The sequence below is a fragment of the Actinoallomurus purpureus genome, assembly GCF_024055795.1.
Taxonomy (GTDB): Bacteria; Actinomycetota; Actinomycetes; order Streptosporangiales; family Streptosporangiaceae; genus Actinoallomurus; species Actinoallomurus purpureus.
In genome coordinates, this window is the sequence record NZ_JAMXMY010000011.1 from 179,969 (window position 1) to 196,893 (window position 16,925).

Sequence of the window (16,925 nt, forward strand, 5' to 3'; positions counted from 1 at the left end):
GGCCGCCGTACGGGGTCAGCCGCCGAGACCGGCCTTCTTGAGCCAGTCGGCGGCCACCTCCTCGGCGTCCTTCTTGTCGACGGAGACCTGCTTGTTCATATCGAGCAGGTCCTGAGTCGTCAGTTTCGCGGCGACGGCGTCCAACGTGGACGTCACGTCCGGGTTCGCGACCGCCTTGTTCACCAGCGGGGTGACGTTCTGGGCGCTGTACAGATTCTTCGGGTCCTGCAGGACGACGAAGCCGTTCTTGACGATCGCCGGGTCCGTCGTGAACAGGTCCGCCGCCTGCACCTGGTTCTTGGCGAGCGCGCTCACCGTCACGGGGCCCGCGACGTCGAGGGACTTGAAGCCCTTGAACGTCAGGCCGTACACCTTCCCCAGGCCGATGAGGCCCTGCGCCCGGGTCTTGAACTCCGGCGGGCCGCCGATGGTCAGCTGCCCGGCGACCGGCTTGAGGTCCGCGATGGACTTCAGCTTGTACTTGTCGGCGGTGGTCTTCGTCACCGTCACCGAGTCCTTGTCCTCAGCCTGCGCCGACTGCAGGAGCTCCAACGACGCGGGCAGTTTCTGCTTGAGCGCCGTGTTGACCTGGTCGGTGGTGACCGCGTTCGCGGACTTGTCAATGAACGAGAGCAGCGCACCGTTGTACTCGGGCAGCACGCTCAGCTCACCGCTCTGGATCGACTTGTAGATCACCTCGCGGGCGTTGATGTTCAGCTTCTTCGCGACCTTGACGCCCTTGGCCTTGAGAGCCTGGTAGTAGATCTCGCCGAGCAGCACGTTCTCCGGGTAGTTGGCGGAGCCGACCACGACCGTTCCCTTACCGCCTCCACCGGGCGACGAGGACGACAGCGGATCGCCGTTCGACTTGCTTCCACCGCACGCGGCGAGCGAAAGCGTCATCGTCGTCGCCATCGCCGCTGCGGCACCTCGGACAATGTTCCTCATATCAGTTTCCTCCTGGAGGGATCACAAGTCGGGGTCACACGGCCTTCTCCCGGTGGCGGACACCCAGCGGGACCACCAACCGACGCAACGCGAGGAAGCCGAGAGAGACGATGACGGCCAGCAGCACGACGAGCACCGATCCCCCGACGACCATCGGATAGTCCTGGCGCTGGAAGCCGTCGAAGATGTAACGGCCCAGGCCACCGAGGCTGACGTACGCCGCGACCGTCGCCGTGGCCACGATCTGGATCGCCGCGGTGCGCAGCCCGAGCAGGATGAGCGGCAGGGCCGCCGGAACCTCGACCTTGAACAGGACCTGCCGGCCGGTCATGCCCATGCCCTTGGCCGCGTCCTTCATGTCGGCGTCGACGCCGCGGACGCCCTCGTAGGTGTTGACGAGGATCGGGGGCACGGCCAGCAGGATGAGCGCGGTGAGCACCGGGCCGAGGCCGACCCCGTAGAGGAGCACGACGAGCACCAGGATGCCCAGCGTCGGTAGGGCACGGCCGAAATTGGCGAGGCTGACCGCGAGGAATCCGCCCCTGCCGGTGTGCCCGGTCAGCAGGCCCAGCGGCAGTCCGATGGCCGCGGCGATCAGCAGCGCCAGTCCGGAGTACCACAGGTGCTCGGCGAGGCGGTTCGGAATGCCGTCGTCGCCGCTCCAGTTGGCGGACTGGGTGATCCAGTCCCAGAAGAGCTGAATGATGTGGATCACGGGGTGCCCCTCCTCGTACGGGCCCAGGGAGTGAGCAGGCGCTGAGCGACGACGAGGAGCAGGTCGAAGACGGCCGCCAGCAGGGTGATCAGGACGATCCCCACGATGATCGGTGTGGGGAAGTCCTTCTGCGCCCCCTCGATGAAGAGCTGCCCGAGACCTCCCTGCCCGACGAGCACCGCGACGCTGACCAGGCTGATGCTGGAGACCGTCGTCACCCGCAGGCCGGCCATGACGATGGGCACGGCGATGGGCAGCTCGACCTGCAGGAGGCGACGCAGGCGGCCGAACCCCATGGCAGTGGCCGCCTGCCGCACCGGGTCGGGCACCTGCCGCAGCCCGTCGACGACATTCGGGACCAGCACGGACAGCGTGAAGCCGGTCAGCGGAATGATGGCCGTCCACGGCGACAGCAGCCCGGTGATGTCGAGCATCAGCATGAACAGCGCCAGCGAGGGCACCGTGTACAGCAGGTTCGCGGCCGCGAACACCGGTGGGTACAACCAGCGCCAGCGCACCGACACGACGCCCAGCGGGACCGCGATGAGCAGACCGAGCAGGACGGGCATCAGAGACAGGAACAGGTGCTGGCGGGTCAGCGTGGCGAACAGGTCGACATGGTCGGCGACCCAGTTCCACCGCACCAGCGGCTCACCGTGCAGGTCCATCACGGCTCCTCTGAGGTCGACGCCGCCGGTTCGGCGTCCAACTCGCGCGCGAACCGCAGGCGCCGGAGGCCGCGCGTGCCGCCGAGGAACTCGGCGACGAAGCCGTCCTCTGGAGCGGCGAGCAGCTCTTCGGGCGTCGCGAGCTGGGCGAGTTTGCCGCCCACCGCCATGACGGCGATCTCGTGGCCGAGCTTGACCGCCTCGTCGATGTCGTGGGTGACGAAGACGATCGTCTTCTTCAGCTCGGCCTGGAGGCGCAGGAACTCGTCCTGCAGGCTCTTGCGGACGATCGGATCGACCGCGCTGAAGGGCTCGTCCATCAGCATGATGGGTGGATCGGCGGCCAGCGCCCGGGCCACGCCGACGCGCTGCTGCTGGCCGCCGGACAGCTGGAAGGGGTAGCGCTTGGCCATCCGGAGATCCAGGCCGACTCTCTCCAGGAGCTCCATCGCCCTGGCGCGCGCCTTCTTCTTGTCCCAGCCGAGCAGGTAGGGCACCGTCGCGATGTTGTCGATGATGGTGCGGTGAGGGAACAATCCGGCCTGCTGGATGACGTAGCCGATGCCCCGGCGCAGCTGCGCGGGCTCCTTCGAGAGGATGTCCTCACCGTCGATGGAGATCGTGCCGCCCGTGGGCTCCACCATCCGATTGATCATCCGCAGGGAGGTGGTCTTCCCACAGCCCGAGGGGCCGACCAGCACAGTGATCTGCCCGGTGGGGATGTCCAAGGAGAGAGCATCGACGGCCACCGTGCCGTCGGCGTACCGCTTCGTTACGCCGTCGAATCTGATCAAGGTTTCTCAGCCCCTGAGGTATCCCGAATAAGAGGTCAAGATAGTGGCTATTCCAGGTTGCCTGCGGGTCGACCGATGAACCACACGAGTGTTGAGATTACAGGCGAGGGCCTGACCTGCGAAGTTGTGGGGAAAGTAGCGCGAGACGGCGCGTTTGTCACAGTTTCACCACGAAGCGTAGAGCGGGCCCGGCAGGCATGGGAGACCGTCCGGGAGGTCGCCGAGCGGCGGCCGGTGTACGGACGGACCACAGGGGTCGGCGCCAACCGTGACGTCAGCATCGACGCCGACGACGCCCACGGGCTGCGCCTGCTGCGCAGCCACGCCGGCGGCGCCGGACCGCTCCTGTCCGCCGAGATCGTCCGCGCCATGCTCGTGGTCCGGCTCAATCAGATCGCCGCGGGCGGCTCCGGGGTGACCCCGGACGTCCTGGGCGCGCTCACGGACGTCATCAACCGCTGGCTCGTCCCGGCCATTCCCGTGTACGGCGCGATCGGCACCGGTGACCTCACCGCGCTCGCCTCGACGGCACTGTGCCTGATCGGTGAGCGTCCGTGGCAGGGCGGCGCGGCGGGGCCGTATCTCGGGCTGCGGCCATCCGATGCCCTCGCCTTCATCAGCTCCAACGCGGCGACCCTCGGCGAGTCGGCGCTCGCCTGCCACGACCTGAACCTCCTCTTCCGCGCCGCCATCCCGGTGGCCGGCCTGTCCCTGCTCGCCACGCGCGGCTCCTCGGAGCCGTATGCCGCCCCGGTGCACGACGCCTGTCCGCATCCGGGACAGCGCCGCGTCGGCGCGGCCATGCGCGACGTGCTGGCTCATGAGGACCTCGAGCCCGTCCGCGTTCAGGACCCGTACGGCTATCGCGCGTTTCCGCAGGTTCACGGTCCGGCGCTGGATGCCGCCGAGCGCGCCGAGACGATCGTCACCATAGAGATCAACGCGGCGGCCGAGAACCCGCTCGTCGACGTCGACGGCGCCACGGTCTGGCATAACGGCAACTTCCACACCGCATACGTGGGCCTCGCCTTGGACGCCGTGCGGGCGGCGATGTTCCAGACGGCGGCCCTGTCCGCCGCCCGCCTCGGCACGCTGGTGGAACCGGCGTTCACGGGGCTGCCGGCGTTCCAGGCCGCACCCGGTGAGCCCGGTTCCGGAATCATGATCTTGGAGTACGTCGCGCACTCGGCGATCGCGGACATCCGCCGGCTGGCCACGCCTGCCGCCCTCGGCAGCGCCGTCCTGTCCCGCGGCGTGGAGGAGCACGCCGGCTTCTCCACGCAGGCGGCACGTGCGACGACCGACGCGATCACGGCGTACCGCATCACCATGGCCTGCGAACTCGTGGCAGCGGTCCGGGCCCTGCGCATGCAGGGGCGGGTGCCACGCGGCCCGCTCCGGGTCGCGTACGAACAGGCGGCGGACGTGCTGGATCCACGGATCGAGGACCGGCCGCTCGACGCGGACATCAGCATGGCCGCCGAAATCCTCCCCGGCATCGCCGATGCCTCCTGACGATTTCCGCCCGAGTGTCCCGATGAGGATCCCGGCCGAATTGGCCTGATCAGGACAGTGCCAAACCTGCCGTAAATCCGGAGTCACCCCGCCGACCTGCTGTCTGCTCTGCCGGCTATTCGAGCACGATTAAATACCAACATTTCAGACATACATCGGACATACATCCAGGAGGTAATCCCTTTGACAAAGCGGAGCATACAGGACCATGATCTGATGGTTCGTTTCCCACCTAATCCGACAAAGGCGGGCATATGCGACGACTCGCAAGCCTCGGAATGGCGATCGCCGTGGCCGTTACCCCCGTGGCCGTTGTAACGACAACGGCCACACCGGCCCACGCGTACTGCCTCACCCAGATCAGCCGCTGGAAGTACGCCTCGTACACCCTGCACAGCCGAAAGAGCATTCCGACCTCCTGGAACGCCTCCGTAAAGAGCGCCATGCGCCAGTGGAGCGGCATCAAGGGATCCGGGCTCAAGTACTACGGCCCCCAGGTGCGCAGCAACGCCGCCAACCCCGCGTTCCAGATCGAGAAGATCAACTTCGCGAACGCCGGCATTCCCGACTATCCGGGAATCACCCTCGGGGTCGAGAAGAGCAAGGGGTCTCGCCACAGCACCGCCGCCGTCGAGCTCAACAGCCGGTTCACGTGGAACACCTCGGGCGCTATGAGCCAGAGCAAGCGCAAGACCGACGTCTGGACGGTCGCCGTCCACGAGATGGGTCACGCGAGCGGCCTGTCCCACACGGGGGCCTGTGGCGCCATGACGAAGGCGGAGAAGGCCAGCGTGATGAATGTCACGTGGACGAAGAAGCGGTACCCGAATTCGGACGACAAGGCCGGAATAGCCAAGCTGTACTGACGAGACGGGAACTCATACCGATGAAACGGTTCATCATCATCGGCGGTTGCGCCGCCGTCACCGCCCTTGGCCTGGGCACCGGCTACGCCGTTGCCGCCGGGCAGTCGAAACCGGCCGCGCAGACCCCGACGGTCACGACCCGGATCGACGGGTTCGCATTGGCCGACGACGCCGCGAGCGCCGTCAAATTCGAGGGCAACTCCGAGGTGTTCGACGCGGTCGTCCAAGGGGCCGGGCCGGCGCGTCGCGTGGTCCGGAAATTCAGCGGCGGCAACACGATCGACTATGTCTACACGCCGATCCAGGTTCGCGTCGAGCGCGTCTACAAGGGCACGGCCGTCAAGGCGGGCCAGGTCGTCACGATCCGCGCCCTCGGCGGCACCACGCAGGGCCACGCGACGGTGAGCGAGCTCGGGGCCGCCCCCTCGAGCTTCACGCCCGGCCTGCGGCTCGCGCTGTTCACCCAGCCGATCGTCGACGCCGGCGACGGGCTGCGCGCCCTCACGCCGAACTTCTCCTTCGCCTACGACGGCAAGGGACAGCAGGTCCGCAGCCTGAAGAACCCGGCCAAGGTCAGCAGCGCGGACGTCTTCAAGCAGCAGCTGGCGCGCCTGCGGTAGCAATCCCGCGTTTCCGGCCGGTGGCCGCTGCGGCGTGCGCGGCGGCCACCGGTCTCATGTCCCCATGACCAGACGCGCATCGCGACCGCAGGCACCGGGATCCCGGGATCAGCAAGGCTGAGCAGGACCTGTCGACTCCCGTGGGAGGAGGCTGGGCTCGCAGACGACGCGGCGGCGGCGAGGCTTGCCGTCGATGCCGCCGACGATGACCCGCACCGCCGAGTGGACGATGCCGTCGATGTCCCAGTCGACGCTGGTGAGCGGCGGGGTGAGCAGCGCGGACATCGGGTGGTCGTCGAAGCCGATGACGGACACGTCATCGGGCACGTCAAGGCCCAGCTCACGCGTTGCCGCGTAGACGCCGTAGGCGATCGAGTCGGAGAAGCAGAACAGCGCGGTCGGGCGGGCGGCGCCGGTCAGCACCGCCAGCGCGGTCTCGGTCGCGCCGGGCAGCGCCTGCGGCGAGGTGACCACGTCGACCTCGATCCCGATGCGCTCGGCCTCGGCGTGGACGTGCACGTCGGCGGGGCGGTCGGGGGTGCTGGCGCGCGTGGGGGTGAGGACGGCGACGCGCCGGTGCCCGAGCCGGTGCAGGTGCTCCAGGGCGAGCGTGACGCCGGCGCGGTTGTCGAACACCACCTCGCCGTAGGCGTGGCCGCCGTGCAGCGAATCGCCGATGGACACGATCGGCAGGCTCTCCCCGAGCTCGGTCCACACCTCGGCTGCCGGGTCGACCGGCTGCACGATCAGGCCGTCGACGCGCTGGTCGCGCAGCTGCCGGGCGAGCATGACCTCCCGCTCCGGGTCGCCGGCCGCGTCGAGGATGATGGCGAAGCGGTCGCGGGCGAACAGCGCCCGTCCGATGCCGACGGCGAGGGACTGCTGCCACAGGTCCTCGAGCGAGCCGCAGAGCAGGCCCACCATGCCGGTGCGCCCGCTGGCCAGGGCCCGCGCGATGGGATGCGCCTCGTAGCCGAGCTCCGCGGCGGCCTCGCGGACCCGCTGCTGGGTCTCCTCCGACGTCTGGATGCCGCGCAACGCGTACGAGACCGCGGCCGGCGAGAGCCCCGTCGCCTTCGCCACCTCGCGGATGGTCGCCCGCTTACGTTGCTGCTGCGCCACGTCCCCAACAGTACAGAGCCCCACTGACAAAGCCGGTCCCAGAAGGAGAGAACCGGTTCCCGGTCCCGCCACGAGGGCGGGCCGGGAACCGGTCTGTTTCAGCTGGCCACCACTGCGATGGCTAGCTCACCGTGCCGCCGTTCTCCGTGATCGTCTTCTCGGCCGCCGCCTTGGTCTGCCCGATCTTGTCGTAGCTGTCGGGCTTGCTGGACTTCGACTTGCTGGACTCGAAGGTCACGCTGCCGTGCGGCGCGCTGTCGATCTTGGCCTTGCGGCTGGGAACGATACCCATGATCACTCCTGGATTCTCGATCGTATTCTGCGCTGCGGACTCTGGCCGCAGTGATCTTCACTGTCCGGGCGCGCCGCTCCTCGGCAAGGCCGAATCTCGGCCGGATCAGGCCGGCCTGAGGAGGCTGAGGGAGAAGTCGCCGTCGGGGTCGGTCCACCAGTGGTCGATGCGCAGGCCGGCGGCTCCGGCCTCGGCGTCGAGCCGGTCCCGGCGGAACTTCGCGGAGATCTCCGTGCGCATCTCCTCCCCCTCGTCGAACTCCACCTCCAGGTCGACGGCCGGCACGCGGACGACCTGGGGTGCCACCGAGCGCAGCCGCATCTCGATCCACTCGTCGCCCGGGTTCCAGACGGCGACGTGCTCGAACCGCTCGGGGACGAAGTCGGCGCCGAGCTCACGGTTGAGGACGTTCAGGACGTTCCGGTTGAACTCCGCGGTGACACCGCGGGCGTCGTCGTAGGCACGGACGAGCCTTCGCTCGTCCTTGACCAGGTCCGCGCCGAGCAGCAGCGCGTCGCCGTCGTTCATCGTGGCCCGCAGGGCGCTGAGGAACGCCACCCGCTCGGCCGGGGCCATGTTGCCGATCGTGCCCCCGAGGAACACCACCAGGCGGCGCTCCCCGCCGGGCAGCAGGGCCAGGTGCCGCTCGTGGTCGGCCACGACGGGGCGCACCCGCAGGCCGGGGTGGTCCTCGGCGATCCGCTCGGCCGCGCGGGCGAGGAAGTCGCCGCTGACGTCGACCGGCATGTACGTGCGGAGGGTGCCGCCGAGGGCCTCCAGCAGCATCCGGGTCTTCTCCCCCGATCCGGCCCCCAGCTCCATGAGCGTGACCGCGCCGGTCGCCTCGGCGATCTCCGGCGCCCGCGCGGCGAGGATCTCGCGTTCGCGGCGGGTCGGGTAGTACTCCTCCAGCCGGGTGATCTCCTCGAACAGCTCGCTGCCGCGCTCGTCGTAGAACCACTTGGCGGGCAGTGTCCTCGGCCGTGTCCCCAGGCCGTCGGCGACGTCCTGCCGCAGCGCCTTACCGAGGTCGTCCGGGGTGAGAAAGCGATCCACGATGTCTCCTGATGTTCTCGTGTACGTCGTCGGTCCTGCGGGGGCCGTCACAGCGGGCTTACGCGTACGCCGAGGTGATCGACCGTCACCAGGGAGCGGTCGGGGACCTCCTCCCAGCCGGGCGCGTCGTCGTACGGCTCGGAGGCGATCACGACGCCTTCGCCCCGGCGGACGAACAGGGTGTCCCCCCAGGCGGTCGCGGCCAGGGAGCGGCCGTCGGCCGCGAGGAGGTTGTACCGCCCGGGGGCGAGCGCGGCGGTGGCCTCGACGGCGTGCGCGAGGCCCTCCGCGAGGGTACCGCCGGCCCGCCACCGCCCCGCGGCCAGGGCGAACAGCAGCGCCGAGTCCACCGGGGCGCGGGCGTCAGGGATCGGCGCGAGGTCGCCGGCGAGCTCCCGCAGCTTCGCCTCGACCCCGGCGAACCCCTCGACCAGGCCGTTGTGGCTGAACAGCCGTTCGGAGTCGGTGAACGGCTGGGCGCACGACTCGTCCACCGGAAATCCGGGCGTCGCGGAGCGGACCGCCGCGACCACGCAGCCGCTCCGGACGACCTCGGCGATGTCGGCGAAGGACAGGTCCGTCCACATGGGCTGGGACCGGCGGTACCGGACGGGCCGGGCGCGGGTGGGGTCGTACCAGCCCGCGCCGAACCCGTCGGCGTTCAGGATGCAGGTGCCGTTCATCCGGGGCGCGTACGACTGACGCTCCAGGGAGTACTCCGGGGCGTACAGCAGTTCGTGCAGGGTGCGCGGGGTTCCGAGGTAGGCGAGGTGACGGCACATCAGACGTCCCTCGCGCAGCGGAATCCGGCGAAGATCTGCCGGCGGATCGGGTAGTCCCAGTTGCGGAACGTCGTCCGGCCGACCAGCGGGTGCGTGGCCCAGGAGCCGCCGCGCAGCACCTTGTGGTCGCCGCCGAAGAACACCTCGGAGTACTCCTTGTACGGGTAGGCACGGAACCCCGGATAGGCGTGGAAGTCGCTCGACGTCCACTCCCAGACGTCGCCGAGCAGCTGCCGCACGCCGTACGCCGACGCCCCCTCGGGGTGGGAACCGACCGGTGCGGGCCGCATCATCCGCTGCCCGAGGTTGGCGTGCTCGCCCGTGTCGCCCCAGGGCAGGCGGCGTTTGCGGCCCGCGACCGGGTCCCAGCTCGCCGCCTTCTCCCACTCGGCCTCGGTGGGCAGCCGCTTGCCCGCCCAGCGGGCGTAGGCGTCCGCCTCGTACCAGCACACGTGCTGCACCGGCTCGTCGGGCGGTACCGGCTCGACCCGGCCGAACCGCCGCCGCAGCCACTGGCCGCCCTCCCGTCTCCAGAACGCCGGGGCGCGCTTGCCCGACCGCATGCGCCAGTCCCAGCCGTCCGGGTGCCACCAGCGCGGGTCGTCGTACCCGCCCGCCTCCATGAACGCGAGGTACGCGGCGTTGGACACCGGTGTGACGTCGATGAGGAAGGCGGGCACGTCGACCGTGTGCGCGCCGCGCTCGTTGTCGTACGCCCACGGGTCGTCGGAGGTGCCCATGACGAAGGGGCCCGCCTCGACGAGCACCTCGCGCCCGGCCAGGGCGGTGTCGCCGGGTGGAGGCTCCGGCGGCGACGGGTCGAGCAGCGCGGGGCCGTTCTCGCGGAGCTGGTGGGTGGCGAGCATCGTCTCGTCGTGCTGGTGCTCGTGCTGGATGACCATGCCGTAGACGAAGCCGCCCTCGCCGAGCGGTCCGGTCAGCGGCGCCTTCTCCAGCGAGTCGAGCACCTTGGCCCGCACCGTGTCGATGTAGGCCCGGCTCTCGGCCGGGGTGAGCAGCGGGAGCTTCGGCCGTTCGGCGCGCGGGTGCTCGAAGGCGTTGTACAGATCGTCGATCTCCGGGCGCATCGCCTCCTCGCCCGCGGCCATGCGCAGCAGCCACAACTCCTCGTAATTGCCGATGTGCGCCAGGTCCCAGACCAGCGGGGACATCAGCGGCGAGACCTGCGCCACCAGGTCCGGCCCGTCGAGCGCCTCCAGGGTCAGCCCGACGCTGCGGTCACGCGCGGCGATCAGCTCCGTCGCGATCCGTTCCTTCAGGTCCACGTGGGTTCCTCCTCAGCTGCCGTGGCGGCGGGAGCGCCCGGCACCGCCCTGCATGCCTCGGTCATCGCGGGGTCGGGGCGTTCGGCGGGGTCGTCCGCCTGTCGCTCGTCGGCCGGGCATCGGCCGCGGTCGATGAAGCGGCGGGCGTAGGCGTCCACCATGGGGACGAGCGTGTCGGCGCCGAGCCGGGGCAGGGCCTCCCGCGCGGCCTCGAAACAGCGCCGCGCGGCGCGGCCCAGCACCGGATCGGTGAGAGCGTCCCGCGCGGCCTGCCGCCAGCGGTCCCGTGCGGGCTCGGCGGCCTCCGCCGCGATGTCGGCCGCGATCGGATCGTCGAGCAGCGCGGTGGCGACGGCGACCGGCACCGGCCAGTACGGCTCCGGCAGGGCGTCGATCATCCGCAGTTCGAGCCAGCCCTGCGGCCGGACCGGCGGGAACAGCGTCGACAGGTGGTAGGCCAGGTCGCCGACGTCGGGCCGGCCCGTGGCCATCCAGTCGCGGAAGGTCATCCCCGGGGCCGCCACCCAGCCGTCGCGGATGAGCATGAGCTGCGCGTCGAGGGCGTAGCCCGCCCACGCCTCGACCGGGTCGTCGCCGGTAACCGGCGCGGTACGGCCCGGATCGAGCGTCTCCCAGACGATCTGCCGCGAGGACCGCGCGGCCGGTCCGGGCGAGTTGGCGAACGCCGCGACCAGGACGGGTCCCAGCGCGTGCGCCAGCCGCCAGCGCCGGGCGGCCTCCTTGTCGTCGGCGCCGATGTCGAGGCAGACCTGGAGGGAGGCGGTGCCGCACATCATCCGCAGGCCCTGCTCGCCGAAGTACTCCCGCATGCACCGGTAGCGGCCCTCGGTGGCCTGGAACGCGGTCGGGCGGCCGTCGGTGCCACGCCCGTCCAGGGCCAGCCTCTCCTTTGCCAGGTGCTCGCCGACGTGGGCGACGTCGCGGGCGATCGCGGCGTACGCCGCCGCGGGGCCGCGCCGCGGGGGCGAGCTGAGTTCGAGCTGCCCGCCGGGCTCGTACGTGATGCGGCTTCCGGCGGGCGGCGGACCGGCCGCCTCCATCATCGCCCGGACGCGGGCCAGCGGAACGCGCCGCGACGGGGCGTTCCGGTCGACCACGAACCACTCGGTCTCGACACCGACCAGCCCTGGCGGGCCGGTCTTGAAACACACTCCCCTGACGTGTTCGTACACGTCATCGATGGTCAAGCGACTCATCGGGGCACCTCCGATCGGACGACGAACGGAGGTCCTTCCCTCCTGAACCGCATCAATAATCCCAAAAGTTCTTTTCGTTACAGAAAGCGGCAGATGTCCGCGAGGTGTCCGGCGAGCAGGTGAAACGCTCAAGTGAACCGGTACACTGATACGGTTCAGTGAACCGGTTCAGCTCCCTGGAGAGCGGGAAAGGAGACCCCTGTGGGGATCGACGTTCACCAGCACCTGTGGGGCCCGGCCTTCCTCGACGCCCTCCGCCGGCGTACGACCGCCCCCAGGCTCGACGGCTGGACGCTCCATCTCGCCGGAGAGGCCCCGTACGAGGTCGATCCGGCCGCCCACGACCTTCGACAGCGCACCGCGGCGGCCGCGGAAGACGGCTTCGAGCTCATCCTGACCTCCCTGTCCGCGCCGCTCGGCATCGAATGGCTGCCCCCCGAGCAGGCCGCTCCCCTGCTCGATGCCTACCACGCGGACGCGCTGGCGCTGCCCGAGCCGTTCCGCGCGTGGGCCGCCGCCGGGCTGGCCGAGATCGACACCGCCGCCCTCGCCCGGCTCCTCGACCAGGGCCTGATCGGCCTGCAGCTGCCCGCGACCGCGCTGATCGACGCGGCCGGTTACGAGCGGTGCGCCCCCCTCCTGGCGCTGCTGGAGGAGCGCGGCCTGCCGCTGTTCGTCCACCCCGGCACGGCGCCCGCCGAAGAGGCGCCGGCGTGGTGGCCCGCCCTCGTGCCGTACGTCCAGCAGATGCACGCCGCCTGGTACGCCTTCCGCGCGTTCGGCCGGCCGCGCCATCCCGGCCTGCGCGTCTGTTTCGCGCTGCTCGCCGGCCTCGCGCCCCTCCACGGCGAACGCCTCGCCGCGCGCGGCGGCGGACGCGGCCAGGTCGACCGGCAGGCCTACGTGGAGACGTCGTCGTACGGGCCGCGCGCCGTCGACGGCATGGTCCGGGCCATCGGCATCGACACGATCGTGTGCGGCTCGGACCGCCCGTACGCGAGGCCGCCCACCTCCTTCGGCCTCGGCGACGCCGCAGAGCACGCCATCCGCACGGCGAACCCCCAACGACTGCTCACCGGAAAGGACTGACCCGTGGCCTTCGAGTCCCTCCCCGAACGAAGCCTCGACCGGCACGAACTGCGCCGGCTCGTCGACGACTTGGCCCGTCATCCCGAGACGTGGCGTGAGCTGGTCGACTTCCCCGACGGCCAGCGGCACTACGTGTCGCTGCACCGTGACGAGTACGTCGACGTATGGCTGCTGTGCTGGACGCCGGAGAACGACACCGGCTGGCACGACCATGACCTCTCCTCGGGCGCGGTCGCGGTCGTCGACGGCTCCCTCAAGGAGTGCAACCCGCGGATCGGCGGCGCACACGTCGAGGTGGAGGTCGAGGCGGGGACGTCGTTCTCCTTCGGGCCGGAGCACATCCACCGCCTGGTCGGGTCGGCGGATCGCAGCGTGTCCATCCACGCCTACTCGCCGCCGCTCTGGCGCCTCGGGCAGTACTCCATCGACAGCGGCGGCGTCATGCGCCGCGTCTCCGTCAGCTACGCCGACGAACTCCGCCCCGTCGACCAGGTCGCCTGATCCGCGGCACCACCGCACGCTGTGACCAAATCGCACTGGCGTCGATTTTTGGCACGCTGATACCTTGCTCTTGACTTGGCACCAGCGGGCCCACGTGCCGGAACGGAGTTAGAGCGTGTCCCTGACGGAGGCGTTGCGCGCCGGCGACCCGGAGGTCTTCGGCCTGCTCTACGACGAGCATGGCGCGCGGATCTACGCCTACTGTCACCGCATGGTCGGCGACGAGGCCGCCGACGCCGTGCGGGACGCCTTCGTCGCCGCCGCCCGTCACCCGGCCGGGGCCCCGTCCGACGACGAGGCGCTGCCGGTCTGGATGCATGCGCTCGCGCGGGCGGAGTGCGTCCGCCGTGCCGCTCTGCTGCGCGCCGCCACGACGGCGCCCGGGGCGCCGCCGCTGGAGCGTGCCCTGGCCCGGTTGCGTCCCGAGCACCGCGAGGCGCTGGCGCTGACCGCCGTGCTGGACACCGAGGAGTTCCGGCGGATCATCGGGGTGGCACGCGACACCGCCGAGCAGCTGGACCGCATGGCGCGTCGCCGGCTCGAACAGGCCGTCATCGCCGTGCTCGAGACCGGCGCCGGCGCGGACGACGGGCTGCTGACGGCGCTCGCGAAGGGCCGCCTGCGGGCGCTGATGAGCAGCCGGGCGGCCGAACCGCCCGCGTCGCTTCGGGAGCGCGTCCTGGCCGCCTGCGCCGCCGCCGAGCGGACGTCCGGCGGTGCGCTGCTGTTCGACGCCGACGGCCTGCCGCTGGACGGGCTGTTCGGTCCGGCCGAGGTGATGACCCGCCCGCTGCCGCGCGTCGCCGGGCCGGCCGCTCCCATGCCGGCCGGGCGCAGGCGCAAGCCCCGTCCTCGGCGGAACCTCGTGCTCACCGAGGCCCTCACGCTCGCCGCGTGCGCCGCGGCGGTCATCGGGGCCATCATGATCTGGCCGGCCGGCCCCGATCAGGGGGCCTCCCGCGTCGGCGACCACAGCAGAATCGTGCGTCAGGGGTCTCCGACGAGCGGTCCCGCGTCGACGGGGGACACCACGCCGCTGGGCGGCGGGTCCTCGCCCGTCCGCGGTGCGCCCATCGCCCCGCAGACCGGCGCCGCGTCCCCGTCCGCCTCGGTCACGCCCGCGCGGCCTTCGCCGACGGTGACGGTGAGCCGTCCGCCCGCGTCCTCCGCCCGTCCCACCCCGCCCGGGACTCCGACGCCCAAACCGCCGGCGTCCGCGACTCCCTCGCCGACGTCCTCGGTGCCGCCCCTCTTGCCACCGGTCGGCGGGTCGCCGGACGCGACCCCCGCTCCGAAGAAGACCACCCAGAAGCCCGGGCACTGACCGGCGCCCCGGGCGCGCCGCAGCGCACCGGCACGACGGCACGCTACGGCCGGGTGTCCCGCTAGGGGCCAGGAACACGGTCAGCTCGGCCGGCGTCGCCTCCGGCGACCGATGAGAAGACCGGTCGACGCCTCGTACGGTCCGTACGGGCAGGGCCCATCGCGAAGAATCCGCGAACCGTCGCGTAATCCGATCACGCCTTCTCCGACTTCTTGGCGTTCCTGTCCCGAGAAGAGAGGAGGTGGCGTGGACGAGCACGAGGCCCGATTCACCCGCCTCTACGAGACGTATTACCGCAACGTCTTCGGCTACGTCGTGCTGCGGGTCGCGCCCCAGGCGGCCGAGGACGTCACTAACGAGGTGTTCACGATCGCGTGGCGGAAGGTCGATGAGATCCCCGAGCGGGCGCTGCCGTGGCTGCTGGCCGTGGCCAGGAACCTCGCCCGCCAGTCCCATGGCGCCGCCGGACACGCGCGCCGCCTGGTCGACCGGCTGGGCGGCCTGACCACCGACGCGGACCTGCGCGCCTGGGATGCCGCCGACCACGTCATTGCCCGTGACCAGGCGCTGGCGGCCCTGCGCACCCTGTCCCCCAAGGAGGCCGAAGCGGTCACCTTGACCGCCTGGCACGGGCTCGAGCCCGCCGACGCGGCCCGGGTCGCCGGCTGCTCCCGCACCGCCTTCACCGTCCGGCTGCACCGCGGACGCCGACGGCTGGCCAGGGCTCTGGAGGCGTCCCACGAACCCGGCACGCAAACTCCCGCACGCGTCTCGCACGACCGAGTCATCCCGGAGAAGCTGTGAAGCAGAACGAACTCGACAGCATGATCAACGCCCTGAAGCCCGCGGTGGTGGACGAGCTCGCCGGCGCAGCCTATGAACGACGTCCCGACACGTCACTGGTCCGTGCGCGTGCCGGCACGGCCACCGTGAGGCGGGGTCTGGCCCCGGGACGGCGGCCGGTCCGGCGGCTGGCCTTCGCCACCGGCGCGACCGCGGTGGTGGCGGCCACGGCGGTGCTGGCCACGGGCGTGCTGTCCGGAGGACACGATGGCGGTACGGCGGGGAACGGCGCCACCGGCCAACCAGGAGCGATCAACACGCGTACGTTCCTGCTGGCCAGCGCGGAGACGGCCGCCAAGCAGCCCGCCACCCATGGGACGTGCTGGTACAGCCGGACGCGCACGTGGGATGACCACCTGGTGCCCCTCGAGCAGCCCAGCCCGCACGACAGCCCGACCCCCCAGAACAGCCCGGTCCCCCGGAACAGCCCGACCCCCCGGAACAGCCCGGTCCCCCAGAGCAAGCACCAGATCCCCCAGGTCAAGCCCCAGACGTTCCAGGCGCGGGGCGCGAGCAGCGACGAGAGTTGGGCGTGCACCGTGCCGGGCGGGACGGGCATGCGGTTCCGATCGCGCCTGCCGCTGAACGTCCAGGTCACCTTCCCCACCAAGAAGGACGAGGCGGCCTGGCGGGCGGCGGGTTCGGCGCCTCTCAACGTCAACGGCTTCACGACGGCGTCCAAGCCGCGCACGACGACGTACCACGACGGCTCGCATTCGGTGAACCCCGACATCGGCCGCCACGAGATCGAGTGGAAGACCATCCCGAAGCTGCCGACGACCAAGAGCGGACTGGAGGGCTACCTGCAGAGGCTGTGGCAGGAGGACACCAAGGGCAGGGCCGATTTCGGGAAGTACGTCTTCGTCAGCGCCTCGGACCTGCTCAGGACTCCGACCACCCCCGGCACGCGCGCGGCGCTCTACCGGATCCTCGCGGACTCCCCGTCCGTCCGCGTCACCGGACGGATCACGGATCGAGAGGGCAGGTCCGGCGTGGCCATCTCCGCTCACGTCACCGACGGCGTGGACACCCGACTGGTCGTGGACCCGGTGACCGCCCAGCTCCTCGACTACGAGGTGCCCGGCACCGGCACCCGCAAGAACAGCCCCGACGAGTACATCGCCTACGAAAACCAGGGCTGGGTGAACAAGATCGGCGCCGTCCCCGCCTCCTGACCGGTCACCGGCGATGACCAGCACATGCGTCCCCTGATCGCCCGCTGGAAGTAGCCGTCCCTCCGGGCACTCCGGCCCACCGCCGGGGTGCCCGGAGAGTCGCGGTCGCGCT

At 70.9% G+C, this 16,925-nt stretch carries 18 protein-coding genes; 8 read left to right on the top strand and 10 right to left on the bottom strand.

The window, feature by feature from the left end; genetic code table 11:
• Positions 1 to 15: 15 nt before the first annotated feature.
• Genes NE236_RS21705 through NE236_RS21720 form a run of 4 tightly spaced genes read right to left on the bottom strand, consistent with a single transcriptional unit; the run spans position 16 to position 3,125 of the window.
• Entirely contained in the window at positions 16 to 948 is a 933-nt protein-coding gene (locus NE236_RS21705; protein ID WP_252843885.1) for an ABC transporter substrate-binding protein, read from the bottom strand.
• A gap of 34 nt (positions 949 to 982) precedes the next feature.
• Positions 983 to 1,660: an ABC transporter permease gene (locus tag NE236_RS21710; RefSeq protein ID WP_252844007.1), complete on the bottom strand. Its 678-nt coding sequence runs from the start codon at positions 1,658 to 1,660 to the stop codon at positions 983 to 985.
• Positions 1,660 to 2,331, bottom strand: coding sequence for an ABC transporter permease (locus NE236_RS21715; RefSeq protein WP_252843886.1), 672 nt, complete (start codon positions 2,329 to 2,331; stop codon positions 1,660 to 1,662). The genes NE236_RS21710 and NE236_RS21715 overlap by 1 nt, the downstream gene beginning before the upstream one ends.
• Complete coding sequence (locus tag NE236_RS21720; protein WP_289850696.1) at positions 2,331 to 3,125, bottom strand: ABC transporter ATP-binding protein; 795 nt, start codon at positions 3,123 to 3,125, stop codon at positions 2,331 to 2,333. Before NE236_RS21720 ends, NE236_RS21715 begins: the two co-directional genes overlap by 1 nt.
• A gap of 75 nt (positions 3,126 to 3,200) precedes the next feature.
• Between NE236_RS21720 and NE236_RS21725 the strand changes: the two genes are divergently transcribed.
• The 3 genes from NE236_RS21725 (at position 3,201) to NE236_RS21735 (ending at position 6,126) form a co-directional block, all read left to right on the top strand.
• Entirely contained in the window at positions 3,201 to 4,640 is a 1,440-nt protein-coding gene (locus tag NE236_RS21725) for an aromatic amino acid ammonia-lyase (protein ID WP_252843887.1), read from the top strand.
• 254 nt (positions 4,641 to 4,894) lie between these two features.
• The gene (locus tag NE236_RS21730) at positions 4,895 to 5,506 is read left to right on the top strand and encodes a matrixin family metalloprotease (protein WP_252843888.1); all 612 of its coding nucleotides are present in this window, start codon (positions 4,895 to 4,897) and stop codon (positions 5,504 to 5,506) included.
• Between the two features lie 20 nt (positions 5,507 to 5,526).
• Positions 5,527 to 6,126 (top strand): hypothetical protein, encoded by a 600-nt coding sequence (locus NE236_RS21735; protein WP_252843889.1) that lies wholly within the window; start codon positions 5,527 to 5,529, stop codon positions 6,124 to 6,126.
• A gap of 108 nt (positions 6,127 to 6,234) precedes the next feature.
• Here the strand turns inward: NE236_RS21735 and NE236_RS21740 are convergent, their stop codons facing one another.
• The 6 genes from NE236_RS21740 to egtA form a co-directional block, all read right to left on the bottom strand.
• The gene (locus tag NE236_RS21740) at positions 6,235 to 7,248 is read right to left on the bottom strand and encodes a LacI family DNA-binding transcriptional regulator (protein WP_252843890.1); all 1,014 of its coding nucleotides are present in this window, start codon (positions 7,246 to 7,248) and stop codon (positions 6,235 to 6,237) included.
• 121 nt (positions 7,249 to 7,369) lie between these two features.
• Complete coding sequence (locus NE236_RS21745; protein WP_252843891.1) at positions 7,370 to 7,540, bottom strand: hypothetical protein; 171 nt, start codon at positions 7,538 to 7,540, stop codon at positions 7,370 to 7,372.
• A 105-nt stretch (positions 7,541 to 7,645) separates the two neighbouring features.
• On the bottom strand, positions 7,646 to 8,596 hold the full coding sequence (gene egtD / locus NE236_RS21750) for an L-histidine N(alpha)-methyltransferase (RefSeq protein ID WP_252843892.1): 951 nt from the start codon (positions 8,594 to 8,596) through the stop codon (positions 7,646 to 7,648).
• A gap of 47 nt (positions 8,597 to 8,643) precedes the next feature.
• Positions 8,644 to 9,378, bottom strand: a complete 735-nt coding sequence (egtC, locus tag NE236_RS21755; protein WP_252843893.1) for an ergothioneine biosynthesis protein EgtC — start codon at positions 9,376 to 9,378, stop codon at positions 8,644 to 8,646.
• A complete protein-coding gene (egtB, locus tag NE236_RS21760) occupies positions 9,378 to 10,664 on the bottom strand; it encodes an ergothioneine biosynthesis protein EgtB (protein WP_252843894.1) in 1,287 nt (428 codons plus the stop codon). Before egtB ends, egtC begins: the two co-directional genes overlap by 1 nt.
• A complete protein-coding gene (gene egtA, locus NE236_RS21765) occupies positions 10,655 to 11,881 on the bottom strand; it encodes an ergothioneine biosynthesis glutamate--cysteine ligase EgtA (protein ID WP_252843895.1) in 1,227 nt (408 codons plus the stop codon). The genes egtB and egtA overlap by 10 nt, the downstream gene beginning before the upstream one ends.
• Positions 11,882 to 12,082: 201 nt before the next feature.
• Here egtA and NE236_RS21770 point away from each other — a divergent pair, with 201 nt between their 5' ends.
• The 5 genes from NE236_RS21770 to NE236_RS21790 all read left to right on the top strand — a co-directional run bounded on the left by NE236_RS21770 (position 12,083) and on the right by NE236_RS21790 (position 16,813).
• A complete protein-coding gene (locus tag NE236_RS21770; protein WP_252843896.1) occupies positions 12,083 to 12,970 on the top strand; it encodes an amidohydrolase family protein in 888 nt (295 codons plus the stop codon).
• Between the two features lie 3 nt (positions 12,971 to 12,973).
• On the top strand, positions 12,974 to 13,471 hold the full coding sequence (locus NE236_RS21775; RefSeq protein WP_252843897.1) for a cysteine dioxygenase: 498 nt from the start codon (positions 12,974 to 12,976) through the stop codon (positions 13,469 to 13,471).
• Positions 13,472 to 13,586: 115 nt separating this feature from the next.
• The gene (locus NE236_RS21780; protein WP_252843898.1) at positions 13,587 to 14,795 is read left to right on the top strand and encodes an RNA polymerase sigma factor; all 1,209 of its coding nucleotides are present in this window, start codon (positions 13,587 to 13,589) and stop codon (positions 14,793 to 14,795) included.
• A 246-nt stretch (positions 14,796 to 15,041) separates the two neighbouring features.
• Positions 15,042 to 15,599, top strand: a complete 558-nt coding sequence (locus NE236_RS21785) for an RNA polymerase sigma factor (protein WP_252843899.1) — start codon at positions 15,042 to 15,044, stop codon at positions 15,597 to 15,599.
• Complete coding sequence (locus tag NE236_RS21790) at positions 15,596 to 16,813, top strand: CU044_5270 family protein (RefSeq protein ID WP_252843900.1); 1,218 nt, start codon at positions 15,596 to 15,598, stop codon at positions 16,811 to 16,813. Before NE236_RS21785 ends, NE236_RS21790 begins: the two co-directional genes overlap by 4 nt.
• Positions 16,814 to 16,925: the final 112 nt, after the last annotated feature.